Origin of the sequence: Actinopolymorpha cephalotaxi (genome assembly GCF_013408535.1) — a bacterium.
Lineage (GTDB): Bacteria > Actinomycetota > Actinomycetes > Propionibacteriales > Actinopolymorphaceae > Actinopolymorpha > Actinopolymorpha cephalotaxi.
Window position 1 is genome coordinate 5,552,452 of sequence record NZ_JACBZA010000001.1, and the last position, 23,719, is coordinate 5,576,170.

Below are 23,719 nucleotides of genomic sequence, written 5' to 3' on the forward strand. Positions count from 1 at the left end.
GTTCTGGGTAGGGAGAGAGGCAGGCAGGGCCCACGACGGAGGGCGAGAGTGACCGAGCAGGACGAGCGACCGCGCTTCGACCCGACCGAGCGGGTCGAGTTGCTGCTGCGTGACCTCCGTACGTCCCGGCACGGCCTGTCCTCGCGGGAGGCGGAGCGGCGACTGGTCCACTACGGCCCGAACGAGATCACCCGCCGGGGTGGCCGACGCTGGCCGAAGGAACTCGCCTTCCAGTTCACCCATCCGCTGGCTCTGCTGTTGTGGGTCGCCGCGGGTCTCGCCTGGCTGGCCGGCATCGTGCCGGTCGCCATCGCGATCGTGATCGTCATCGTCGTCAACGCGCTCTTCGCCTTCGTCCAGGAGACCCAGGCCGAACGCGCGGTGGAGGCGCTGGCCGCGTACCTGCCGGTGCGCGCGAAGGCGGTCCGGGACGGCCGCGTCCAGACCGTCGAGGCGACCACTCTCGTACCCGGCGACGTGGTGGTGATCGGGGAGGGTGACCGGATCTGCGCCGACGCCCGCCTCGTCGAGGGCGGACTCGAGGTGGACCTGTCCACGCTGACCGGTGAGTCGATGCCGGCCTACCGTTCGGCGGACCTGCTGGACACCCGGGTGAGCCTGCTGCAGGCCCGGGACCTCGTCTTCAGCGGCACGACCTGCACCGAGGGCGAGGCCAGGGCGGTCGTGTTCGCGACCGGCATGCACACCGAGATCGGGCGGATCGCCGCACTGTCCGAACGGGTCGAGCGGGCGGAGAGCCCGCTGGAGTCCCAGGTACGCCGGGTCGCCTGGCTGATCGCCATCATCGCCGTGGCGCTGGGGGTGGCGTTCATCCCGGTGGCGATGGTGTTCGCCGGGCTGTCTCTGGGAGACGCGGTCGTGTTCGCCGTCGGGCTGCTCGTCGGCAACGTGCCGGAGGGGCTGCTGCCGGTGATCACCCTCGCGCTCGCGCTGGGAGTACGCGGCCTGGTCCATGCCGGGGCCGTCGTCAAACGCCTGAGTGCGGTGGAGACGCTGGGCTCGACCAGCGTCATCTGCACCGACAAGACCGGCACCCTCACCGAGAACCACATGCGCGTCACCACCGTGTGGACCAATGCCGGTGCGGTACGCATGCAAGACGGTGTTGACAGTGCACCCGCGTCGTCCCGGCAGGTCGCCGACCGGCTCGCCGCCGCCATGTCGGCCTGCAACAACGCCGAACTCGGTGACGCCGGTGCCCACGTGGGCGACCCGACCGAGATCGCCCTGCTGGAAGCCGCGTCCGCACTCGGCTGCCAGGTGGACCCCGACGAACGGCGGCGCCGGCGCGTACGGCAGTTCCACTTCGATCCGGTGCTCAAGCTGATGTCCACCGTCGACGAACGCGACGGTGGCATCTGGGTTGACGTGAAGGGCGCCCCCGAGGCACTGCTGCCGCACTGCGCCACCATGGCCGAGGACGGCGGAACGAGCCGTCCGCTCTCGGAAGGCCTGCGGCACGAACTCGGAGAACGCGTCGACTCCTACGCCCGGGCAGGTCTCCGCGTCCTCGCGGTCGCCGAACGCCGCCTGCGCCCCGACGAGCCGGTTCCCCTACGACGTGAGGATGCCGAACGCGACCTGGAACTCCTCGGCCTGGTGGCCATGCAGGACCCGCCCCGGCCCCAGGTGGCCGACGCGGTCGCGCAGTGCCACACCGCGGGCGTACGGATCATCGTCGTCACCGGTGACCACGGCCTGACCGCGACCGCCATCGCGTCCCAGGTCGGAATCACCGGCGAGCACCCGACCGTGGTGAACGGCGACGAACTCGAGCGCATGCACGAACCCGACCTGGACGTCCTGCTGCGCAACGAGAAAGAACTCGTGTTCGCCAGGAGCTCACCCGAGGCGAAGCTGCGGATCGCCGACGCGTTACGCGCCGAGGGTCACGTCGTCGCGATGACCGGTGACGGGGTGAACGACGCACCGGCGCTGCGCCGCGCCGACATCGGCGTCGCGATGGGCCGCGCGGGCACCGACGTCGCGAAGGAAGCGGCGACGATGGTGCTGACCGACGACAACTTCGCCACCATCGTGACCGCGGTGCGGGCGGGCCGGCAGGTGTACGACAACATCCGCAAGTTCATCGTCTACATCTTCGCCCACAGCACACCGGAGATCACGCCGTTCCTCGTCTTCGCGTTGTCCGGTGGATCCATTCCGCTGCCGTTGACAGTGCTGCAGTTGCTGGCGTTCGACGTCGGCACCGAGACCCTGCCCGCGCTCGCGCTCGGCCGCGAACCCGCCGAGCCCGGCCTGATGAACAGACCACCGCGCCGGCGTTCGGAGGGAGTGATCCGGCCGGGGATGCTGGTGCGGGCCTGGCTCTTCCTCGGCGTGATCAGCTCGGTGCTGTCAATGGCGGGTTTCTTCTACGTACTCCTGAGTGCGGGTTGGCATCCGGGTGATCCCACCGGGCCGGGTGCGCCACTCCACCACGTCTACCAACAGGCGACCACGATGACGTTCCTCGGGATGATCGCCGGGCAGGTCGGCACCGCGTTCGCCGCCCGCACCGACCGCGCCTCGCTGCGGTCTGTCGGGGTGTTCTCCAATCCCCTGCTGCTGTGGGGAATCGGCTTCGAACTCGCACTCGCGGCCCTGCTCATCTACACCCCGCCGTTCCAGGACCTGCTCGGCACCGCCGCGCTCACCCCGGACATGATCGCGTTCGTCCTTCCGTTCCCGTTCATCGTGTGGGGTGCCGACGAGATCCGCCGCTGGCTCGTACGCCGTAGAGCAGCCGCGAAGCAGAGTCGGTAGCTCGCGGCCCGCGCCATCCGCGTGGCTCACCTCGGCGGCCGCAAGCCGGCGGTAGCTTCGCCGGATGGTTGACCGAGCGTTCCCCGTCATCGTCGCCGGCGCGGTGTCCGAGACCGCACGCTTCTACGAGAGCCTCGGCTTCGAGCGGCATGTCCAGCTCTGCGCGAGCCCGAGGACATGCCGTGGGGTGAGCGGATCGCGTACGTCACCGATCCCGACGGCAACCCCGTAGCCCTGGCACGTGCCTGAGAGCGACTCCGTCAGCGGAGGTCGAGGGTGTGGTGCGGCTCGGACGCGGTCGCGAGGGAGCCGGTCGCGTCGCTGAGGTGCCGGGCGCTGTTGACCAGGCCGACCATGCTGAACGCCTGCGGCGTGTTGCCCAGCTGCCGGCCCGTGGACGGGTCGTACTCCTCGCTGAGCAGGCCGACGTCGTTGCGCAGCGAGAGCAGACGCTCGAAAAGGTTCCGTGCCTCCTCTCGGCGGCCCAGCGCGTGCAGGGCGTCGACGAGCCAGAAGCTGCATGCGAGGAACACTCCCTCGCTGCCCGCCAGGCCGTCGACGTTCTCGTGACCCGGGTCGTAGCGGAGCACGAATCCGTCGACACTGAGCTCGCGCACGATGGCGTCGACCGTGCCGGCGACCCGCTTGTCCGTCCAGGGCAGGAAGCCGGTACGCGGGATGAGGAGCAGGGCCGCGTCGAGCCCGCCGGAGCCGTAGTACTGCGTGAAGGTGTTGCGTTCGGCGTCGAATCCGCGCCGGCACACCTCGGCGTGCACCTCGTCCCGGAGCGCGCGCCACTTGTCGACCGGGCCGTCCAGGTGGTGGCGTTCGACCGCCTTGATCGCCCGGTCGAAGCCGGTCCACGCCATCACCTTGGAGTGCACGAAGTGCTGCCGTGCCCCGCGTACCTCCCACAGGCTGTTGTCCGGCTCGCGCCAGTTGCCCTCGAGGTAGTCGAGCAGTGCGCGCTGCAGATCCCACGCGTCGTCGGTGGCGCCGATGCGGGTTTCCCGGGTCAGGTGCAGACCGTCGAGGACCTCGCCCCACACGTCGAGCTGGAACTGGTCGGCGGCCGCGTTGCCGACCCGTACCGGCGACGAGCCGTCGAACCCCTTCAGCCAGTCCAGGGTGTACTCCGGCAGGCGGCGGGTGCCGTCCAGTCCGTACATGATCCGCAGGTCGGCCGGATCGCCGGCCGCCGCGCGGAGCAGCCAGTCGCGCCAGGCCGTTGCCTCGTTGACGAAACCGGCGCCGAGCAGGGCCTGCAGGGTGAACGTGGCGTCGCGTAGCCAGCAGTATCGGTAGTCCCAGTTGCGCTCTCCTCCGAACTGCTCCGGAAGCGAGGTGGTGGCCGCGGCCAGGATGCCTCCGGTCGGTGCGTACGTCAGTGCCTTCAGAACGATCAGCGCCCGGCGGACCTCGCTCGACCACGGCCCGTCGTAACGGCACTGCTCGATCCACCCGGTCCAGAAGGCCTCGGTCTCCGCGAGTGCCCGGTCGGGATCGATCGGCGGCGGCGGCGAGTGATGGGAGGGCTTGTATGTCAGCACGAACGGAACCCGCTGGCCGGCCTGCACGGTGAACTCGCTGTGGGTGGTCATGTCACGCCCGTGCAGCGGTACGTCCGTACGCAGCCAGAGCGCGTCCGGGCCCGCGACGGCACACAGCCCGGACGATTCGCGCCGCACCCACGGGACGATGTGCCCGTAGTCGAAGCGGATCCGTAGCTGCATGGTCATCGGCACCGTGCCGGACACGCCCTCGACGATGCGGACGATGTCGGCGGCGTGCCCCCGGGGCGGCATGAAGTCGATGACGCGGACCGAGCCGGACGGGGTTTCCCACAACGTTTCCAGGACCAGCGTGTCGCCACGGTAGCGACGCGAGGTGGCCTGTCCCGAAGCGCTTCCGCCGCTGCCGCCACCGTCGCCGTCGCTCCCCGCCGGCGCGATGCGCCAGTGACCGGCCTGCTCGTCGTGCAGGAGTGCCGCGAAACAGGCGGCGGAGTCGAACCTGGGCAGGCACGCCCAGTCGACGGAGCCGTCCAGGCCGACCAGGGCCGCGGTCTGCAGGTCCCCGATCATGGCGTAGCTCTCGATCGAAGCGGACAACGGCCGATCCTTTCGACGACGACGCGGTGGGGCTGGCGAGAGTGTAGGCCGTCAGAGTGTGAGAACGACCTTGATGTCGTCGGCCTCGGCGGTGAGCGCCTCGGTGAACCGCTCCAGCGGGACCCGGCGGCTGACGAGACGGTTCAGCCAGTCCAGGTCTGCCGCGGCAAGCGCCGACGCGGCGGCGGCGTAGTGGCGGTGGTTGGCGTTCACCGAGCCGATCACCACGTCGTTCTCCAGCACCATGCTCCGGTTGGTGGCCCCGGCGTCGATGGTCAGCTTGTGCCCGCCGGCGGACACGCCGGTGAGGCAGACGATGCCGTACGGCGCGGTGGCCGCGATGGCGTCGAAGACCACCTCCCCGATGCCGGTCGCCTCGATCACCACGTCCGGCTGCAGCTTGCCCACCACGTCGCCGATCGGGTCTGAGTGGTACTCCGCACCGAGCGACTTCACCACCTCGGGTTTCGGGCCGTCCTTCACCAGGTCGACGACATGGGTGTCAAGGCCGCGTTGCTGCCCCAGAAGTGCCGCGAGCAGACCGATGGGACCTGCCCCGGTGATGAGCACCCGACGCGGCTCGAACCACGACCGCGCGCCGATCCGGTCCACCTGGTCCCATGCCTTGGCCACCACACTGGTCGGCTCCATGAGGTTTCCGACCGACTCCAACCGCGGGTCCACCCGGACCGCGTACTCCGTCTCGACCGTCCACAGTTCGCTGCCGTACCCGTCGAGTTCCTTGATCCCGCGCTCGGTGTACTTGCCGTTGCGGCACATGTCGAACTCACCCCTGGCGCATGCCCCGCAGGGCACCGGGTCGGGGCGGCGGACCACTCCCGCGACCAGGTCGCCCTCGGCGAAGCCGCTACCGTCCGGTGCGCCGAGGACCCGGCCGAACGACTCGTGCCCGAGCACCAGCCGGGAGGACCCGGGAGGCGCCCAGCCGTAGTGGCCGCCGATGATCTCCCTGTCGGTGCCGCAGATGCCGATCCCCAGTCCGCGTACGAGCAGTTCGCCGTCGCCGGGCGTGGGGTCGGGCAGCTCCTCCACCGACACGGGTACCGAGCTGCCCTTGCCGGCGGCGCCTGGCTGGACGGTGAGTGCGCGCATCTGGCTGGCTCCAAGTCGACTCGGGTTCGCATGCCGTGGGAGAAGCAACGTACGCCTGTTCTCCCAGCAGTCGACCCTCGCCCACGGCTTGTCCACGACGACAGGCGCGCACGGCAAAGAAATGTTCAAGGGCGGAGGGGGCTGCCTCTGCGAGACCCTAGGTTTTCGAACGCCTGAAGCGGTTCTTCTTGTACGTCTCGACCGCTTTACGGCTGGACCGCCACGTGCCGTCCGAAGCGAGCTCGGCCTCGAGCCTTCCTCGGCGCGCCGCCTGCCGCAGCGCCTGGTAGGAAAGGGCCTTCGTGGCCAGAGAACTCAGCGGCACCAACCGCTCCGGCCCGGCGACGCTGGGTAGGACGAAGCGATGCAGGTTGTCGATGACCGAACGCGCGATCAGCTCCCCCAGCGCTCCTGGATCGCCGTTGTCGGCTCGGGCAAGCGCGTCGAGGTACCGATCCCTGTCCCGCTTGAAGATGATGGCGGGCGGATAGCCCAGGCGAACGAGGACCAAATTGAGCACCAGCCTGCCCACCCGGCCGTTGCCGTCGATGAACGGGTGGATCCGCTCAAACCCACAGTGCAGCCCGGCCAGCCAGACCGGCAACTCAGCCGGGGAGCATGCGCCGCTGTGCACAGCCTCGCCGAAGTCGTTGGCCGCACGCACCCAGCCCGTCAGCTGTGGCTCCACGTCGGTCCAGGACGGTGGCCGCATCCCCTTGCCGAACGGCCGTATGTCGTGGCGGCGGAACTTGCCGGGCGACTCGTCCGCGGTGGCATCCGGGTGCGGTGCCACATCCCACACCTTCGCCATCGTCTCGTAATGGATCTGGCGAACTTCGGTGATGGTGATCAGCCCGTCCAGCCGCCACTCCTCGGGTTCGAGAGCCTGCCCGTAAACCCAGCGCGCTGCCTCCCCGTAGCCCAGGACCTCCATATAGTCCTTCAGGTCCTTGGCTCCGACCGCCCGGCGTTCGTCTAGGAGCATTTCCACTTCCCGCAACACCAGCGTGTTGCCCTCGATGGCGGTCGAGTTGTGGGCCTCCAGGTGCCAGATCTCGTCCCAGATCTGCTCCGCGGCAGCGGGCTGAGGGAGGCCGCCGAACCGCCGCAACTCTTCAGCAGCAGCCGCAAACCGCGCGTAGACCGTTTCCCGGCTCGGCCTCCCGTTCGGCGCCATCTACGGTCCTCTCCAAAGTTGATACACCCGGTCGACGGCTAAATGTACAGGACAACTTTGCGAAGTTGATACACCAGATAGGCGGTGAAGTGCACAGGACAACTTCTCGGCGGGATGATCTCCCAGGTCACTCGCCGTTCCGCCCCGGCCGCCTCGGTCAGCCGGCGATGGGCCTTCCTGACGGCGATCGCGTCCTGACCGTATGTACGACATGGGCGATATGTTCCCGCCGGGCCTGGTATCAACCCGTACGACGCGGCAGTGGGCGCGGCCAGGCGGGAGGTCCGCTCCGCTCCGGGGTCGGGATGGGATAGTGCTCGGTGGCAACCGGTCACCGGACCGGGTGGCCACCAAGGCATCGGGGAACGCAGGACGCCATGACCGGAAGTGAGCGTGCGATGGCGAGGCCGAAGGGGCAGGGCGGGGACGCGGAGCGGTCCACGCGTACGAAGGTGGCGGCGCTCCGCGCGGAGCAGGCCCGCCAGGCGCAGCGTCGCCGGCTGGCGATCGTGGGCGGTGCGGTGGCCGTGGTCCTGGTCGTGATCGCGGCGATCGTCGGGATCTACCTGACCAGGGGCGGCGGCAGCACCCCGCAGGCCGGCGGGAAAGGGCCCCAGCCGTCGGTGGAGAAGGCGGTGGCGAACGTCCCGGCCGAAACCTTCGCCTCGGTCGGCAAGGGCAGCGTCAAGCAGTGGCCCCAGGCGGTGAAGGCGAAGCCGGTCACGGAGGGCGGAAAGCCGAAGGTGCTCTACGTCGGGGCGGAGTACTGCCCCTACTGCGCGGCCGAGCGCTGGTCGATGGTGGTGGCGCTGAGCAGGTTCGGCAGCTTCAAGAACCTCGGTACGACACACTCCGCATCCGAGGACGTCTACCCCAACACCGCGACGTTCAGCTTCCACGGCGCGAGCTACTCCAGCCGCTACCTCAGCTTCGTCGGCAAGGAGCTGACCACCAACCAGCGCAGCGGAAACGGCTACACCCCGCTGGACAAGCTGACCGCGACCGAGCAGAAGCAGATCGACCAGGTCACCGGCGGCGGCCAGTTGTCGTTCCCGACCGTCGACTTTGGCGGCCGCTACCTGGTGTCCGGTTCGCAGTACGACCCGTCGGTCCTGCAGGGCAAGACGATGGGACAGATCGCGTCCGCGCTGAAGGATCCGAACGATCCGGTCGCCAAGGCCGTCGACGGTTCCGCCAACACGATCACCGCGACGCTGTGCAAGCTGACCAACAACCAGCCCGGCAACGTGTGTGGGACGAGCACCGTCAAGCAGTTGCAGAGGCAACTCGATGCCGCAAGCTAGGGTTGCGCCGACCTGGGCGGCACCGGTGTCGCTGGTGTTCTGTCTTGCCGGGCTCGGCCTGTCGGTCTATCTGACGTACGCCCACTTCACCAGCGCGAGCGCGCTGGCCTGTCCCGACAACGGAACGGTCAACTGCGTCAGGGTCACCACCAGCCCCCAGTCGATGCTGGCAGGGCTCGTCCCGGTCGCGGTCGCGGGCCTGGCGTACTTCATCGGCATGACGATCCTCTGCCTGCCGGTCGCCTGGCGTTCCGGATCGGCGCTGCTGCGCCGGCTGCGGCTCGCCGGCGGAGTCGTCGGCGTCGCGATGGTCTGCTACCTGATCTACGTCGAGCTACTCGTCGTCGGCGCGGTCTGCCTGTACTGCACCGCCGTCCACGTCGTGACGTTCCTGCTGTTCGTGGCGATCCTCGCCGCCGACGTCATGTCGATCGGCCGTTTGGACGCGGCGGGCCTGGCCCAGGAAGTGCCCTAGCCAGACCCGCCACAGTCGCTCCCGGGGTCACTCGGTCGGGAAGGCCTGGTCCCCTTCGCGCCGCTCCCGGTTTCCGGCGACCATCAGGCCCGGCCGCCCGAGGGACTGCCCGGCGGTCTGCCGGTTGTGCGGGTGGCGGTAGCCCATCCGCACCAGCCGCCGCGGCTGCGACGACCGGTTGATGTCGGACCCGTGCACGGTGTTGATCGTCATCAGGACGACATCACCGGCGTTCGCAGGCACCGGCACCGTGTCGGCCAGGCGGTACTCGTCCATCGGCAGGTGCGGAGAGCACGGACCGTCCTCGGTCTCGGTGATGTGCTGCAGCGCGCCGCCCTGATGCGAGCCCTCCAGGAACCGGATCTCGCCGTTCCCGCTGTTCGTGTCGTCCAGATGCAGGAGTACGTCGATGAACCGGCCGTCGTCGTGCTTGTAGAACGGGTGGTCCTGGTGCATCGGGAACGGCATCCCGGTCTCGGGCACCTTCACGTGCATCGTGGTGTGGTGGAACTCCACGTCCGGCCCGAGCAGCTTGGACAGGACCGCGACCAGCTTCGGGTTGGAGATCGCCCGCAGCCAGGGAGCCGAGTAGTACTGCAGGTCGTGCATCCCGGCGAACTTCCCGGCGCGCTCGGTCTCCTCGTCCATGTACGCCTGCCGCCACGGCCCCGTCCACTCGGAGTCGCGGTTGGCCCACTCGAGGATCAGCCGGTCCAGCTCCCGCTTCAGCTCGGCGGTCTCCTCCGGGGTGAAGACCTGGGGGACCCGTAGGTATCCACGCTCCCAGAAGAAGTCCGCCTCGGTGTCTGCGAGCACCTGTCCGTGCCCGACGGTCGCGGTCATGACGACGCCTCCAGTCGTTCGTGCGGTCATGGCCACCGTAGTCGAGGCGCCGGTGCCATCGGGCGGGGCGAGTCTCCCGTCCCGCCGGCTGACCCGTTTCGGCCTCCGCGCGGACGCTATGCCGTCGTACGGGCGATCGTGGCCGCGATGCCGTCGAGAACGACGGACAGCCCGAACGCGAACTCCTCACCCCCCGCGTCCGCCGCCGGCTCGCCGCCCGAGGGCTCGAACAGGCCGGAGCGGAACAGCGCGGCCGCGTCCGGACAGCGGTCGGCGTCGACCAGTCGCGCCAGGTCGCGCCCGTACGCGTGCTCGACCTGCTCCTGGTGGTCCACCCCGGCGGCCTTCCTTCCGGCCGCGAGCTGCTGGGCCATCAGCTCGGAGTGGCGTACGTAACCGCTGACCACCGTGAGGGCGCCCAGCCGGGACGCCCAGTCCAGCCCGGTGTCGCGGAGCGCCCGCAGGCCCACGTCCATCCACCCGATGAGATGGGGACCGCGCGGTGGGCCGCCGATCGGCACGTGAGCGAGCCACGGATGCTCCCGTAGCACCCTCTGCTGCGCGAGCGCCCAGCGTTCGAGTCCGGACCGCCAGCGCCCCCGCGTGATCCGCAGCCGCGGCGCGGGCCCCCAGCCGAGGTCCTCCATCAGGACGAACAACTCGTCCTTGGATCCGATGTAGCGGTAGAGCGACATCGGGGTGACGTGCAGGGCCTCGGCGACCTTCGGCAACGTGACGCCGGCGAGGCCGAGATCCTCGGCCAGGGCCACCGCCGCGCCGACCACCCGGTCGACGGTGAGTTCGGCGGGCCGCCCGCGCCTGCCCGTCATGCCCTGGTGCCCGGCAGGCAGGCGCCACAACCGCGCCACGTCGGCGGGCAGGTCGGCAGGCACGTCCGCAGCCGCTTCGGCAGGTACGTCCTTCGTCGTCACGTGAACCTCCGAAAGTTGCTTGCGGTCCACCATAGTGTGTGGCACATACTATAAGGCGTATAGAAATTAGCTCGTCGACCTCTCAGGGAGAAACGACATGGACGCCAACGCCGTCCGCCGCGTCACCGGCACCGCCGGCCTCGTCGCCGCGATCCTCACGCTGATCGAGGTTCCGCTCTACTTCGTCTACTCCGGTCCGCCGCCGGACTCGAACGTGCTGATGCGTTCGGTCTTCGGGTTGCTCGGCATGACCCTGCTGGTGGTGTTCATGACCGGCTTCCGGCACCTGACCAAGGACACGGCCTACGAGTGGGTGGGCAGCCTCGCCGCCACGGCGGGCCTCGCCTGGGTCACCGTGCTGTTCGTGTCGACCGGCTTGGAGGTCGGTGCCGTCATCGCGGCCGACAAGCCGATCGACCCTACGATCGCCGTCACCGGGACGTACATCCTGTACGGCACGATCGCCCGCCTGCTCGAGGGTCTGTTCCTGCTCAGCTTCGGCTACACCGTCCTGCGCACGGGCGTGCTGCCGCGGGGGGCCGGCCGCTCGGCGTACGTCCTCGCGGTCGTCAACTTCGCCTTCGTCCCCTCACTCTTCTTCGGGAACGACCCGGCGAACTTCTACGCCGCCAACGGGTGGGGCACCACCGCCAGCCTGGGCGCGATCACCATGCTGTGGCTGATCGCGGTGAACATCGCCGTGCTCAGGTCACGGCCGTGCGCGGTTTCCCCTGCCGCCTCGGGTGAACGCCGTCCGGCCGTGGCCTGATCAGCGGTCGCGCCAGCGGAAGTCGCACACCACCGCCCGGTGATCGGACGGAAAGACCCCGCCGACCGCGTCGCCGGCGATGACCGCGGACTCGACGTCGACGAGCTGGTCCTCTGGCCGGGACGGAAGAAGATGTGGTCGATGCGCTGGTCGACCAGCTCCGGACCGGCCTCCAGCGGAGCCGACGGGTGCGTCGACGGCAACGTGACGGCATCCTCGGCGCCGCCGCCGGCCCGCCAGGCGTCGGTCAGGACGTCGCGCATCGGCCGCAGCACGGCGCTGTCGGGCGCGGCGTTCAGATCACCCATCGCCAGGGACGGACAGGGGCCGTCCGCCGCGGGGTCGGTGGCGAGGTCCGCGAGCAGGGCGGCCTGCGCCAGCCGGTCGTCGCTGTAGGTCGTGGCGTGTTCCAGGCAGGCCACCAGGATCGGCAACGGACCCGCCGGGTGGGCGACCGCCGCCCGGAGGACCACCGGATCCCACGCGCGGTGGCGGGCCGGCATCGCGATCACGTCCTGCCGTACGACCGGCCAACGGCTCAGCAGCGCCACCCCCAGCTCCACCCCGGCATGGTCGGGCCGCCGGGCGGGATCGGGTGCCGCGGGGTAGGAGGGCGCGGCGAAGGTCGCGTGGAACCCGAGCGTCTTGGCGAGTTCGTGTGCCTGGGTCGTGCCGTCGGCGCCCCAGACCTCCTGCAACGCCACGACATCCGGTGCGAAACGCTCGATGGTGGCGAGGATCCCTGCCTGCCGGTCCCGCCATCGCGGCCCGAACCGCCACCAGAGGTTCCAGGTCATTGCGCGCAGCTGATGGTCCGCCATCCGCCGCAGCCTAACGACCCTGCCGTACGCCGATGTCAACGCGTCGTTGTCACCTGCTCATCCGGTCACGAGGACACCGGGCACTCCAGCCGGCGTTCCGGCTCCTGCTTTCGCGCCACCGGAGTCGATCGGCGCAGCAGGGCGTAGCCGGTGAGGCTGAGCAGGGCCGCGGTCAGGACGACGATCCCGAGCGGTACGGCGGATCCGGCGCCGGCGAGACCGACCAGCGGCGCGGCGAGGCCGCCGAACGCGAAGCGGGCCAGGCCGAGCAGCGAGGAGGCCGATCCGGCGACGTCGGGATGATTCTCCAACGCCAGCGACGTGGCCGGCGGTGTCGTGACCGCGACCCCGCTGACCATGGTGAGCAGGGAGACGACGATCGCTGCCAACGGCAGGTTGACGACGGCCGTGACCAGTACCCCGCTCGCCCCGGCCACGACCATCACCAGGCCGGTGGCGAGGGTGCCGCGCACCGACCACCGCGCCGACGTACGCGCGGCAAGAAACCCGAAGGTCGCGAATCCCAGCGAGTTGAGGCCGAACGCGAGGGAGTACCCCTGGGGTGAAAGGCCGTAGATGCCCTGCAGCACGAAGGTCGCACCACTTAGGTAGGCGAACAGCGCGGCGTTGACGAAACCCGAGAGCAGAACGGCTCCCAGGAAGACCTTGTCCGTCAGCAGCCGGCGGAAGACCCGGCCGCTGTCGGCCAGACCGCCGGTGCGCCGCCGCTGCGGCGGAAGCGTCTCCCGAAGTACGCCGGCACTGACGCCCAGGATCGCGACGCCCACGACGGCGAGGAAGACGAACGCGCCCCGCCAGTCGGTCAGCTTGGCGAGCTGCCCACCGATGACCGGACCGACGATGGCCGCCAGCCCGGCGAGGACGGTGAGCCGGCCGTAGTACCGCAGCAGCCGGGCGCCGGAGTACAGGTCCCGGCCGGCCGCCTGGGCGATGACGATGCCGACCGCGCCGGCCAGCCCCTGCACCAGCCGCGCTGCGACGAGCGCCTCGATGGTCGGGCTCACCGCGCACAGCACCGAGGCGGCGACGTAGGCGGTTACGCCCACCAGCAGCGGCCGGCGCCGCCCGAACCGGTCCGAGAGCGGTCCGGCGACGACCTGACCGGCGGCGAGCCCGAGCAGGCAGGCCGTGACGGTGAGCTGCGCGGCCGACGTACTCGCACCGAGGTCGTCGGTCAGCGCGGGCAGCACCGGCAGGTAGAGGTCCATCGAGATCGGCCCGAAGACGGTCAGCAGGCACAGAACGGCGACCATCATGGGCGGAGCAGCACCTTGATCGCGCGCCGCTCGTCCATCGCCTGGTACGCCTCGGCGGCCTTCTCCAGCGGCAGCTCCAGGTCGAAAACCCTTCCAGAGTTGATCTTCCGGCTCCAGATCAGCTCGATCAGGTCGGGGAGGTACTGCCGGACCGGCGCCGGGCCGCCGTGCAGGTGCACGTGGGAGAAGAACAGTTCCGCGCCGGGCAGCGCGACGTCGTGGGAGACGCCGACGTACCCGACGTGGCCGCCCGGACGGGTGGCCCGGATCGCCTGCATCATCGACTCCTGCGTACCCACCGCCTCGATCACCGAGTGCGCGCCGAGACCTCCGGTCAGCTCCTTGATCCGGGCAACACCCTCGTCACCGCGCTCGGCCACGATGTCGGTGGCACCGAACTCGCGGGCGAGGTTCTGGCGGGACTCGTGCCGGCTCATCGCGATGACCCGCTCCGCGCCCAACTGCCGGGCGGCGAGTACGCCGAGCAGGCCGACCGCGCCGTCGCCGACGACCGCGACCGTCCGGCCGGGGCCCGCCTGTGCGGCCACCGCGCCGAACCACCCGGTGCCGAGTACGTCGGAGGCGGCCAGCAGGCTCGGGACCAGGTCGTCGTCGGGCCGGCCCGGGGTCGCGACCAGGGTGCCGTCCGCGAGGGGGACGCGGAGGTACTCCGCCTGCGTACCGAGCGCACCCATGGGCACCCGGTTGACGCAGGAGGTCTGGTAGCCGGCCCGGCAGTTCTCGCAGGTGTTGTCGCTGGCGAAGAACGAGCCGACGACGAACTGTCCCGGCGCGATCGTGGTGACCTGCGCACCGACCTCCTCGACGACGCCGACGTACTCGTGCCCCATCGGAGCGGGACCGTTCACATCCTCGATCCCGCGGTAGGGCCACAGGTCCGAGCCGCACACGCAGGCGGCGGACAGCCGGATGATCGCGTCGGTCGGCTCGGTGATCTTCGGCTGGTCCCGGTCCACGACGCGCACGTCGCCGGGGGCGTTCAGAACTGCTCCTCGCATATCGGACTTCCTCACAGGTTCGATGCGGCGGCACGGGTGGTGTGACGGTGCCGGCGGCCAGGTTCTCCCCGGACCTCCCATGAAAGCCCGGTCGCCGCCCGCGCGGGAGGTCGCGTTTGTGGGGGTAGAAGCTCGACCCCCTTCGGTGGCGGCGAACCCGACGGCACCGGTCGTACGGTGGGGGCGTGGACAACCGTTCCGACATCCGTGACTTCCTCGCCACCCGGCGTGCCCGGCTCACCCCGGAGCAGGTCGGGCTGCCCTCCGGTGGTGGGCGCCGCCGGGTGCCCGGCCTGCGACGTGAGGAGGTCGCCGTCCTCGCAGGCGTGAGTACGGAGTGGTACACCCGGCTGGAGAAGGGCCACGCCGGCGGCGTCTCCGAGGACGTCCTGGACGCCGTCGCCCGGGCGCTCCAACTCGACGAGGCCGAACGCGTCTACCTCTTCGACCTGGCCCGTGCCACCAAGCCGTCGCGGACCGCGACGCAGCGACGGACCAAAGCCCAGGTCCGCCCGGAGCTCCACTGGATGCTCGACTCGATGACGGGGTCGGCGGCGTTCGTCCGCAACGGCCGGATGGACATCCTCGCCATCAACCCGCTGGGACGGGCGCTGTGCGCACCGATGTACGACAGTGAGACCACCGGCGAGCGGGGCCAGGTCAACATCGCGCGCTTCCAGTTCCTGGATCCCAGGGCCCACGACTACTACCCGGACTGGGACGGCGCCGCCAACATCACCGCCGCACTGCTGCGCTCCGAAGCCGGCCGTCATCCGTACGACAAGGCACTACGCGAACTCGTCGGTGAACTCTCCACCGTCAGCGCGGACTTCCGCTCCCGGTGGGCCGCCCACGACGTGCGCATCCACCGCAGCGGTGTCAAGAGCTTCTTGCACCCCGACGTCGGCCTGGTCGAGATCACCTACCACTCCATGCAGCTGTCGCCCTCGGAGAACGAGGTGCTCGACATGACGATCTACACCGCCGAGCCCGGATCCGACTCCGAGGACCGGCTCAGGCTGCTCGCGAGCTGGGCAGCCACCCACCCCCAGGTCACTCACACCCCTGTAGAGGAAGCGAAGTAGCACCCATACAGGTCAGCCGAAGCTCCAGCGACACCGCCAAGGTGCACGTGGCCATCAACGAGGCGGACGAGGACCACCCCGTCGTGCACTGGCTCACCCGGTCACCGACGAGGAGTACGCCGCCGCCCCTGCCGTCTGAGCAGGTCGTCGCTCACACGTGAGGCCGGGCCCGATTCTTCCGCGGAAGAATCTCGACAACCGTGGTGCGGTCCGTTTCCTGTCGGGTACCTGGCCTGGTCCGGTGACTTGGTGAAGCGTGAAGATTCCAGGTGCTCAGAGGCACCGTGCGTCTTCACACTTCCAGCCCGGCCCGGCTTCGCATGAGGAAGCGTGAAGACCTTCGGTTGTCATGGGCACCGTTGGTCTCCACACTGCGCCGATTGCCCGAGTGTGGACGGGCCGCAGACTCCGAATCAGGGCAGGCCGGCCAGGTCGAGTTCCTCACGCAGAGCACGCTTGGCCTTGTGGGTCGTACGCAACGCACGCAGGTGCGCGTCGAACTCGTCCAGGTGACCGCTGCCCTCCGCCAGCGTGCGCGCCTCCGTCAGCAGGCTCGCCGCCTCCTGGTAGGAACGTCGGTCCTTCTTCTCGATCTCCAGTTCGGCAGCGGCCCGCAACACCACGATCGCGTCACCAGGATGGGCGTCGGCGCGGGCACGGGCCAGCTGGAGCCACAGGCCGAACCGGCATCCGCCGGCGACGGCCGCCTCCCACGCCCCCTCGATGTCGCCTTCCCACAGCAGCACCTCCACCAGCGTGGAATGCCCGTAGCCGTCGGAGAACGGCGGAAGATCGGTGCGTTGCCCCGCGGCCGGCTCGTCGCGCAACACGTCCATCGCACGGTCCCGCCAGCGGGTGAACCGCTTTCCCGCCACCTTGCGCAGGGCGATGTAGGCATCCACGCTGGGGCTCTCGGCGAAGTTGTCCCACAGCAGGTCTTGGGCCTTGCCCCGGTCGCCTGTGCGTACGTGACATTCGGCGGCGAGACGACGCAACCGGGGATCGGGCGGGAAGTCCGACAGGCCGCGATCGACCCACTCCAGAGCCTCCGCGTCCCGCCCGTCCTCGTGTAGCCGCTGGGCGATCCGCAGAATGTCGTACGCACCGGCGACGTCCCGGGACAGCACCTCGACGAGGGCGTCGGTGCCGCCCTCGCACTCGGCAAGGCGTTCCATCAGGTACGTGACGGTGAACCTGCCACTGCCGTGGTCGCTTCCCTGCTTGGGCGGCAACGCGTTCCAGGCGCCCTCGACGAGCTCGCGGTATCTCGCCATCCCGGTGGGCCCGAGCACCGGCACGTAGTCGGGCACAGCGGTGATGAATACTTCGTACTCGCTGCGAAGAGCGCGTTCGACGAGGAACTCCGCCAGCGACACCGGGTCCAGGGCGGACGCCGAGCACGCCTCGAGATGAATTTCTTCCGCCCGGTCGATGGCCACCCGCAGGCCACCGTCGGAGTCGTCGACCAGACCGGCGGCCGACTCCAGCAGGTCCAGCGCGTACGCCGCCAACTCCCGCGCGGCGTCCGGGAAACCCTCCCCGATCAGCTTGGCCACCTCGGTCAGCACTTCTTCGATGCCCCAGAAGTAGCCCTCCGCCTCGCGGTAGTCGACGTAGTAGCCGACGTCGACGGCCTGCTCCAGGCGGCTGCGCAGGTGCCGGTTGTCGAACGCGTCACCGGCGTCGACGCCGGCAGCGACCTCCAACCGTGCACGCAGCAACGGGTCGCTGTCCGCGGCCCGCAGCAGCTCCTCGACCAGCCACGGCCCGTCCTGGCGGAGCAGGAAGTTTCGCAGCCGGCGGTCGCGCCCGCCCTTGCTCTTCGTACCCGCCTTGGCCTTTCCGGCGCTTTTCACTGTGCGCTTCTTTCCTCCGCCCGTGCCCTTGCCTGCGGTCGTGGCGATGGGAGCGTCCTCGCCGTCCAGCCATGCCAGCGCCGCCGCGACGCAGTGTTTGCAGAAGAATCCCTCGGCGCCGAACGGGCAGTTGCACCGGCCTTCCAGACCGGTCGGCGTCAGGTCGAGGCGTACGCGGTAGGCGCGACCACCGTCGACGATCGCGGACACTGCCACGCCGTCGACCTTCAGCTCCCGAACCCGGCCGGACAGGAAGTAGTCCCGTCCGCGTTGGAACGACCCTGGGTCGGCCACCGCGCTGACCATCGGTTCACTCACCGAGATCGCCACCATGCCGCCCGATCATGCCACCCGCCCGCCGGGCACGATAGACCGGGTACGACAAAAAGTAGCGAACCGACTACTCAAAGGAGCAGCGGAGTGCCGCCCCGGACCGCCGAAACGACACGAAACTTACCTGCTGGGTAAGTTTCGTGCGGCCTGGCTCGAGGAATCTGCACGATCATTACCGGCGGTACCGGCCGGACTCGCAGGCCGGAACACGTGAGCCGACCCAGCAAAGAAATCTGACTGGCAGGCGATGAGTTCGGGGAGCGGACCGGGTCTACCCCGGGAGCCACGTCCACGTGGACACGAACGAAGATCGTTGGGGAGCCCATGACAGCCACCGCACTACCGAAGATCGTCGACGCCGAGACCTGGCAGCGCCACCTCGACGAGCTGCGCGTCCGGGAGAAGGCAGCGACCCGGGAGCTCGACGCGATCGCCGCGCAGCGCCGCCACCTGCCGGCCGTCCAGATGCCCGACTACACCCTCGAGGGCGAGGACGGGCCGGTCCGGCTGGCCGACGTCTTCGACGGCAAGTCGCAGCTGATCGTCTACAACCACATGTGGTTTCCGGGCGAGGAGTGGCAGTGCCCGGGCTGCACCGGGTTCACCTCGCAGTACACCCGGCTGGAGTTCCTGGACAACTACGACGCCCGCTTCGTCATCGTCACCCAGGGCCCGATCGACGAGGCACTCGCGTACAAGCGGCGGGTCGGCAACCAGATGACGTGGTACTCCACCGCCAACAGCACGTTCGGTGAGGACGTCGGTGCGCCGGCCGGTGGCGGGTTCGCTGTCAACGTGTTCTTGCGCGACGGCGACACCGTCTACCGCACCTGGCACACCAACGGCCGGGGCACCGAGCAGCTCAGTCACACCTTCGCGTTGATCGACCTGCTGCCGTACGGCCGGCAGGAGGAGTGGCAGGACTCCCCCGACGGCTGGCCCCAGGCGCCCACGTACAGCCGATGGACCGGTTCACAGGACATCGCCGCGGCCTACGGCGAGGCAGATCGCACATGAGCAAGGTGATCGGCGACCTTTCGATCTCCGTCGACGGCTACTCGGCCGGGCTGAACCAGACCGAGCAGCGTCCGTTCGGCGACGACGGCGGGGACGGCTGGGGCCGCAAGCTGCACGCCTGGATGTTCGAGACGCCCGAGGAGGACCGGGCCGACGGCGACGGTAACGCACAGACTGCCGGCACCCGGGGCGAGGTGACCGCGCCCGGCGCGTTCGTCATAGGCCGCAACATGTTCGGCCCCGTACGCGGCGAGTGGGACCGGGAGTGGAAGGGCTGGTGGGGCGACGACCCGCCGTTTCACGTCCCGGTCTTCGTCCTCACCCACCACCCGCGCGACCCGCAACCGATGGACGGGGGTACGACGTTCCACTTCGTCACCGACGGGATCGAATCCGCGCTGAAACAGGCGCGCGAGGCCGCGGGGGACGGCGACGTGTCGATCCTGGGTGGGGCAACCACGCTCAACCAGTACCTCGCCGCCGGCCTGATCGACGAGTTGCGGCTGCACATCGTGCCGTCGATGCTCGGTGCCGGCACCCGGATCTTCGACGGCGTCCCGCCGCTGAAGCTGGAGCAGGTGGAGGCGCCACCGGCCAAGAGCTCGGTCACGCACGTGACCTACCGCGTGCTCCGCTGACCGGCGGTCACCCACGCATCGCGACGCCCGCCGCTCTCCCCGGCCCCGGTGGTCGGCTCGTCCATCGGGCCGGCTGCCGGTCTGGCAGTCCCGTCCGGAGGTGACCAGAGAGCCGACCGAACGAGAGCTGTACAAATGCCGCCGGGAGAGCGCAGCATGGGGCACCCGAACGCGATCAGCGTGCGCGGAGGTCACGAGGGAGCCCGCCATGCAGTTGCCCCGTCGGTCGAGGTCCACCAGACGCCTGCTCTTCCTGTTCGCCGCCGCCTTCGCCGCCCTGGTCACGGGCGTGGTCGCCACCCTGGTCGGCGGCGCTCCGGCATACGCGGCTTCGACCGGCGGGTCCGGCGGCCACCCGGGCGACCACTGGACGCCGGTGCCGGGTTCGGCCCGGGCATCCTCCGCGCCGGCGACCACGGTCTACGGCGGGAATCTGCACGTGTTCGTCCGCGGCGCCGGCGGGGAGATCCGCACCACGCGCTACTCGCTGGGCTCGGACTCCTGGTCGGCGTGGACCTCCCTGCCGGGCAAGGCCCACGCCACGTCCGCACCGGTGGCGGTCGTCTTCCTCGGCGAGATTCACCTCTTCGTCCGGGACGTCGGCGGTTCCATTCGTGTCAACCGGTACTTGCTCTCGACGAACGCATGGTCGGGGTGGGCCACCGTGCCGGGCTCGGCAGGGGCAAGGTCGGCACCGACCGCGGTGGTCTACGGCGGCGAGATCCACCTCTTCGTCCGCGCGGCCGAGGGCCGGATCCGCACCACGCGGTACGCATCGGGCACGAGCCCGTGGTCGTCCTGGACATCCCTACCAGGCAACGCCAACGCGAGCTCCGCGCCCGTGGCGGTCGTCTACGGAGGCGAGATCCAGCTCTTCGTCCGCGCCGCCGCCGGCCGGATCCGCACCACGCAGTTTTCGCTGGGCACGAACGCCTGGTCGGCCTGGACATCCCTGCCAGGCAAGGCCAGAGCGACCACGTCCGCACCCGCAGCGGTCGTCTACGGGGGCGAGCTCCGCCTCTTCGTCCGCAGTGTCGCCGGCCGGGTTCGTACGGCGCGGTACTCGCTGGACACCGGCACCTGGTCGGACTGGACCTTCGTACCGGACACCGCCAGGACGAGGTCGGCGCCGGCGACAGGTGTGTACGGCGGGTGGCTGCGCCTGTTCGTCACCGGACCGCGGCATCGCGTCCACCAGCTGATCCTCGACGGTCAACCGAGCGCGTAGTGGAGGTGTACGACTCCACTACCGAAGCGATGTTCGTCCAGAAGCCGGAGCGGGACGTGAACGCCGTCGGGCAGCGCACGCTTGCCACCGCCGACGATCACCGGGTTGAGGAACAGGTGGTATTCGTCGACCAGGCCGGCGGCGATCGCCTGGGCCCCGAGCTCGGCGCCGCCGATCGAGAGGTCGCGGGCCGAGGACTCCTTGAGCGCTCGGATCGCCGCGGGGTCGAAGTCACGCTCGATCCGGGTCCGCGCACTCGACGGCGTTTCGAGCGTGCGTGAGTACACGATCTTGTCGGCGGCCCGCCAGAGCTTGGTGAAGTCCTGCGCAACCTCCGGTTGACCGCTGGTGTCCACGGTCTCCCAGTAGATCATCGTGTCGTACATCCTGCGGCCGTAGAGGTAGGTGCCGATCGGGCGTTCGAGGTCGTTGACGTACGCGTGCACCTCCTCGTCGGGAGCGGCCCACTCGAACCCGCCGTCCGCGTCCTCGACGTACCCGTCCAGTGACGCGAGTGCGGAGTAGATCAGCCTGGCCATGTCAGTTCTCCTTGTCACCTTGTCCGCGCAGAGCAGCCTGGCACCTTCCTACCCGATGGCACCGACAGTGCCCTCGCGGAGCAGGACGGCGAACCGGGGGACGCCGGCGTCTACGTGTCCGAGGGAAGGCCGTGCATCAGCGCGGCGAGTTCGCGCAACTCGGCCAGGTGGACCTTGGTGAGCTGGGCGAGCGTGCGTTCGCCCTCCTCGGTGAGCCGCAGGTGCACGCGGCGGTGGTCGTCGGCATCGCGTTCGCGCGTCACCATCCCGTGGACCGCGAGCCGGTCGACGAGCTCGCCCGCGCTGTGCGCCTTGATCAGCAGAGCGTCCGCGATCTCGCCGATCGTCGGCCCGCCCGGGGTCGTCGACCCGCGGATCGCCAGCAGCAGTTGGTGCTGCGCGTGCGTCAGTCCGTAGTCGGCGGCGGCTTCGCGGCTCCATCGGTCGAAGCGACGGAGTTGGTTACGGAACGCCAGCAGCTGTCGGTACTGCGTGTCGGTGGGCACCCGGCCAAGTCTATTACCTCGTACTACGATATATCTTGCGTCCGTGAGTACCTCGTCATCCCCGATCCGCGACGTCCGCCATCTCGGCGACTTCACCGCCACCGCGCGGATGCTGACCATCGTCGCGATCGCTGTGCCCGTTGGACTTCTGTCGGCCGGCCTGGCCTGGGCACTGCTCCGGCTGATCGGACTGATCACCAACGCCGTCTTCTACCAGCGCCTCGCGACGTCGCTGGTCGCGCCCGGCAGCGGGTCGCATCCGGCCTGGCTGCTGCTGCTCGCCCCGGTGGCCGGCGGTCTGGTGATCGGACTGATGGCGAGGTACGGCTCGGAGAAGATCCGGGGCCACGGCATGCCGGAAGCCATCGAGGCGATCCTGATGGGCGGGAGCAAGGTCCAGCCCCGGGTCGCGTTCCTCAAGCCGGTCTCCGCCGCCGTGGCGATCGGCACCGGTGGCCCGTTCGGCGCCGAGGGGCCGATCATCATGACCGGCGGGGCGGCCGGGTCGATCGTCGCGCAGTTCCTCCACCTGACCGCGGACGAGCGAAAGACGCTGCTGGTCGCCGGTGCGGCCGGCGGGATGGCAGCGACGTTCAACGCCCCGCTCGCCTCGATCCTGCTCGCCGCCGAACTGCTGCTCTTCGAGTTCCGGCCGCGCAGCCTGGTGCCGGTCACCGCCTCGGTCGCCGTGGCCACGGTGGCCCGGGGCGCCCTGCTCGGGCACGGCGCGATCTTCCTCAACACCGCACCCCTGCACCTGACCTGGTCCACCTACCCGCTGTGCGTGGTCTCCGGGGTCGTCTCCGCACTGCTCGCCGTGGTCGCGACGCTTCTGGTGTACGCGTCGGAGGACGCGTTCCGACGGCTGCCGATCCACTGGATGTGGTGGCCCGCCATCGGCGGACTGGTGATCGGCATCGGCGGGCTGATCCAGCCCCGGGCACTCGGCGTGGGCTACGACGTCATCGACGCCGAGCTCACCGGCCACATCGCGCTCGGCGCGGTCGCCGGGATCCTCGTCGTCAAGACGCTGATCTGGTCCCTGTCCCTCGGTTCGGGCACCTCCGGCGGCGTACTGGCGCCGATGTTCATGATCGGAGGAGCGCTCGGCGCCCTGGAAGCCCACGTGTTCCCCAGTGTGGGTGTCGGATTCTGGGCGCTGATCGCCCTCGCCGGCGTACTCGGCGGTGTCATGCGCTCACCGCTGACCGGTGTGGTGTTCGCTCTCGAGCTCACGCACCGGTTCGACGCCCTGCTGCCCCTGGTCGTGGCCGCCACCTCCGCGTACGCCATCTCCGTGCTGCTGCTGAAGCGGTCGGTGCTCACCGAGAAGATCGCCCGCCGCGGCTACCACCTCAGTCGCGAGTACGACGTCGACCCGCTGGAGATCATGTTCGTCAGCGAGGTGATGACCACCCGGCTGGTGGAGTTCGACCATGACCTCGACGCGGGTACGGCTTACCGGGCGCTCGCCAACCCCGACGACGAGTACGCCGCCTGGAAGCAGCAGCTCTATCCCGTGGTCGGCCCCGACGGACAGCTCGGGGTGGTCACCCGCGGCGCGCTCTTCCACGCGCAGGACACGTCGCCGGCCACGCCGGTGGGATCGCTGGTCGTCCGCTCACCGGTCACCACCGACGCAGACCAGACCCTCCGGCACGCGGCCGAACTGATGGCGGCGCACGACGTCACGACCCTGCCGGTGTTCGACCCGCAGGGCGCCGACACGCTGGCCGGGATCGTGACGCTGCCGCAGTTGCTCGGCGGCCGGGTCCGCGACCAGCAGGAGGCCCGGGAACGCGAGCGCGTCCTCCAGGTCCGCCTCATCGGCCGTACGTCACCCGGCCGGATCTCCGAGCGCGCGTCCGCACGTTCGTGACCGCGGCGGC

19 protein-coding genes and 1 pseudogene are annotated in these 23,719 nt (G+C 69.8%); 9 read left to right on the forward strand and 11 right to left on the reverse strand.

The genetic code is table 11. The annotated features are described in order from the left end of the window. Positions 1–48 precede the first annotated feature (48 nt). Together FHR37_RS24680 and FHR37_RS33285 are read left to right on the forward strand one after the other, a co-directional pair. Positions 49–2,787 carry a cation-translocating P-type ATPase gene (locus FHR37_RS24680; RefSeq protein ID WP_092885629.1) on the forward strand — a complete coding sequence of 913 codons (2,739 nt, stop codon included), beginning with the start codon at positions 49–51 and terminating at the stop codon, positions 2,785–2,787. 153 nt (positions 2,788–2,940) lie between these two features. Next, positions 2,941–3,036: pseudogene (locus tag FHR37_RS33285) on the forward strand (VOC family protein); the annotation flags it as partial. Positions 3,037–3,047: 11 nt separating this feature from the next. On the opposite strand, the gene FHR37_RS24685 reads toward FHR37_RS33285, so the two are convergent. The 3 genes from FHR37_RS24685 to FHR37_RS24695 all read right to left on the reverse strand — a co-directional run bounded on the left by FHR37_RS24685 (position 3,048) and on the right by FHR37_RS24695 (position 7,188). Then, positions 3,048–4,898: a glycoside hydrolase family 15 protein gene (locus tag FHR37_RS24685; RefSeq protein ID WP_202818224.1), complete on the reverse strand. Its 1,851-nt coding sequence runs from the start codon at positions 4,896–4,898 to the stop codon at positions 3,048–3,050. 51 nt (positions 4,899–4,949) lie between these two features. Beyond that, entirely contained in the window at positions 4,950–6,011 is a 1,062-nt protein-coding gene (locus tag FHR37_RS24690; RefSeq protein WP_092885631.1) for a glucose 1-dehydrogenase, read from the reverse strand. 157 nt (positions 6,012–6,168) lie between these two features. Then, on the reverse strand, positions 6,169–7,188 hold the full coding sequence (locus FHR37_RS24695) for a Fic family protein (protein WP_092885633.1): 1,020 nt from the start codon (positions 7,186–7,188) through the stop codon (positions 6,169–6,171). 398 nt (positions 7,189–7,586) lie between these two features. Between FHR37_RS24695 and FHR37_RS24700 the strand changes: the two genes are divergently transcribed. Further along, complete coding sequence (locus tag FHR37_RS24700; RefSeq protein WP_175542646.1) at positions 7,587–8,492, forward strand: DUF929 family protein; 906 nt, start codon at positions 7,587–7,589, stop codon at positions 8,490–8,492. Beyond that, positions 8,479–8,967, forward strand: coding sequence for a vitamin K epoxide reductase family protein (locus FHR37_RS24705; RefSeq protein WP_092885637.1), 489 nt, complete (start codon positions 8,479–8,481; stop codon positions 8,965–8,967). Before FHR37_RS24700 ends, FHR37_RS24705 begins: the two co-directional genes overlap by 14 nt. Positions 8,968–8,994: 27 nt before the next feature. Here the strand turns inward: FHR37_RS24705 and FHR37_RS24710 are convergent, their stop codons facing one another. The 5 genes from FHR37_RS24710 to FHR37_RS24730 all read right to left on the reverse strand — a co-directional run bounded on the left by FHR37_RS24710 (position 8,995) and on the right by FHR37_RS24730 (position 14,628). Next, the gene (locus tag FHR37_RS24710) at positions 8,995–9,810 is read right to left on the reverse strand and encodes a phytanoyl-CoA dioxygenase family protein (RefSeq protein ID WP_092885639.1); all 816 of its coding nucleotides are present in this window, start codon (positions 9,808–9,810) and stop codon (positions 8,995–8,997) included. A 116-nt stretch (positions 9,811–9,926) separates the two neighbouring features. Next, positions 9,927–10,742 (reverse strand): TetR/AcrR family transcriptional regulator, encoded by an 816-nt coding sequence (locus FHR37_RS24715; protein ID WP_237768946.1) that lies wholly within the window; start codon positions 10,740–10,742, stop codon positions 9,927–9,929. A 621-nt stretch (positions 10,743–11,363) separates the two neighbouring features. Next, on the reverse strand, positions 11,364–12,332 hold the full coding sequence (locus tag FHR37_RS31045; RefSeq protein ID WP_092885643.1) for an endonuclease/exonuclease/phosphatase family protein: 969 nt from the start codon (positions 12,330–12,332) through the stop codon (positions 11,364–11,366). 65 nt (positions 12,333–12,397) lie between these two features. Continuing rightward, complete coding sequence (locus tag FHR37_RS24725; protein WP_092885645.1) at positions 12,398–13,609, reverse strand: multidrug effflux MFS transporter; 1,212 nt, start codon at positions 13,607–13,609, stop codon at positions 12,398–12,400. Further along, positions 13,606–14,628 (reverse strand): zinc-dependent alcohol dehydrogenase family protein, encoded by a 1,023-nt coding sequence (locus tag FHR37_RS24730; RefSeq protein ID WP_092885647.1) that lies wholly within the window; start codon positions 14,626–14,628, stop codon positions 13,606–13,608. Before FHR37_RS24730 ends, FHR37_RS24725 begins: the two co-directional genes overlap by 4 nt. 185 nt (positions 14,629–14,813) lie before the next feature. Here FHR37_RS24730 and FHR37_RS24735 point away from each other — a divergent pair, with 185 nt between their 5' ends. Beyond that, a complete protein-coding gene (locus tag FHR37_RS24735) occupies positions 14,814–15,713 on the forward strand; it encodes a helix-turn-helix transcriptional regulator (protein ID WP_092885649.1) in 900 nt (299 codons plus the stop codon). Between the two features lie 413 nt (positions 15,714–16,126). Here the strand turns inward: FHR37_RS24735 and FHR37_RS24745 are convergent, their stop codons facing one another. Further along, positions 16,127–17,887: an SWIM zinc finger family protein gene (locus FHR37_RS24745; protein WP_175542647.1), complete on the reverse strand. Its 1,761-nt coding sequence runs from the start codon at positions 17,885–17,887 to the stop codon at positions 16,127–16,129. Between the two features lie 339 nt (positions 17,888–18,226). On the opposite strand from FHR37_RS24745, the gene FHR37_RS24750 reads away from it, so the two are divergent. From FHR37_RS24750 to FHR37_RS24760, 3 genes are all read left to right on the forward strand, one after another. Next, positions 18,227–18,919 carry a DUF899 domain-containing protein gene (locus tag FHR37_RS24750; protein ID WP_092885653.1) on the forward strand — a complete coding sequence of 231 codons (693 nt, stop codon included), beginning with the start codon at positions 18,227–18,229 and terminating at the stop codon, positions 18,917–18,919. Then, entirely contained in the window at positions 18,916–19,557 is a 642-nt protein-coding gene (locus FHR37_RS24755; protein WP_092885655.1) for a dihydrofolate reductase family protein, read from the forward strand. The genes FHR37_RS24750 and FHR37_RS24755 overlap by 4 nt, the downstream gene beginning before the upstream one ends. A 208-nt stretch (positions 19,558–19,765) precedes the next feature. Further along, positions 19,766–20,785 (forward strand): hypothetical protein, encoded by a 1,020-nt coding sequence (locus FHR37_RS24760; RefSeq protein WP_092885657.1) that lies wholly within the window; start codon positions 19,766–19,768, stop codon positions 20,783–20,785. Here the strand turns inward: FHR37_RS24760 and FHR37_RS24765 are convergent. Both FHR37_RS24765 and FHR37_RS24770 read right to left on the reverse strand, forming a co-directional pair. Next, a complete protein-coding gene (locus FHR37_RS24765; RefSeq protein WP_092885659.1) occupies positions 20,770–21,324 on the reverse strand; it encodes a dihydrofolate reductase family protein in 555 nt (184 codons plus the stop codon). The two genes, FHR37_RS24760 and FHR37_RS24765, sit on opposite strands and share 16 nt — an antisense overlap. Positions 21,325–21,434: 110 nt before the next feature. Next, positions 21,435–21,830 (reverse strand): MarR family winged helix-turn-helix transcriptional regulator, encoded by a 396-nt coding sequence (locus tag FHR37_RS24770; protein ID WP_202818226.1) that lies wholly within the window; start codon positions 21,828–21,830, stop codon positions 21,435–21,437. Positions 21,831–21,873: 43 nt separating this feature from the next. Between FHR37_RS24770 and FHR37_RS24775 the strand changes: the two genes are divergently transcribed. Further along, a complete protein-coding gene (locus tag FHR37_RS24775) occupies positions 21,874–23,709 on the forward strand; it encodes a chloride channel protein (RefSeq protein ID WP_202818227.1) in 1,836 nt (611 codons plus the stop codon). Positions 23,710–23,719: the final 10 nt, after the last annotated feature.

What these genes read in the sequence shown, in the direction of transcription:
- FHR37_RS24705 (WP_092885637.1), top strand. Translation starts at nt 8,479, where the DNA reads ATGCCGCAAGCTAGGGTTGCGCCGACCTGGGCGGCACCGGTGTCGCTG.
- FHR37_RS24765 (WP_092885659.1), bottom strand. Translation starts at nt 21,324, where the DNA reads ATGGCCAGGCTGATCTACTCCGCACTCGCGTCACTGGACGGGTACGTC.
- FHR37_RS24725 (WP_092885645.1), bottom strand. Translation starts at nt 13,609, where the DNA reads ATGATGGTCGCCGTTCTGTGCCTGCTGACCGTCTTCGGGCCGATCTCG.
- FHR37_RS24690 (WP_092885631.1), bottom strand. Translation starts at nt 6,011, where the DNA reads ATGCGCGCACTCACCGTCCAGCCAGGCGCCGCCGGCAAGGGCAGCTCG.
- FHR37_RS24700 (WP_175542646.1), top strand. Translation starts at nt 7,587, where the DNA reads ATGGCGAGGCCGAAGGGGCAGGGCGGGGACGCGGAGCGGTCCACGCGT.
- FHR37_RS24730 (WP_092885647.1), bottom strand. Translation starts at nt 14,628, where the DNA reads ATGCGAGGAGCAGTTCTGAACGCCCCCGGCGACGTGCGCGTCGTGGAC.
- FHR37_RS24760 (WP_092885657.1), top strand. Translation starts at nt 19,766, where the DNA reads ATGCAGTTGCCCCGTCGGTCGAGGTCCACCAGACGCCTGCTCTTCCTG.
- FHR37_RS24695 (WP_092885633.1), bottom strand. Translation starts at nt 7,188, where the DNA reads ATGGCGCCGAACGGGAGGCCGAGCCGGGAAACGGTCTACGCGCGGTTT.
- FHR37_RS24750 (WP_092885653.1), top strand. Translation starts at nt 18,227, where the DNA reads ATGACAGCCACCGCACTACCGAAGATCGTCGACGCCGAGACCTGGCAG.
- FHR37_RS24755 (WP_092885655.1), top strand. Translation starts at nt 18,916, where the DNA reads ATGAGCAAGGTGATCGGCGACCTTTCGATCTCCGTCGACGGCTACTCG.
- FHR37_RS31045 (WP_092885643.1), bottom strand. Translation starts at nt 12,332, where the DNA reads ATGGCGGACCATCAGCTGCGCGCAATGACCTGGAACCTCTGGTGGCGG.
- FHR37_RS24710 (WP_092885639.1), bottom strand. Translation starts at nt 9,810, where the DNA reads ATGACCGCGACCGTCGGGCACGGACAGGTGCTCGCAGACACCGAGGCG.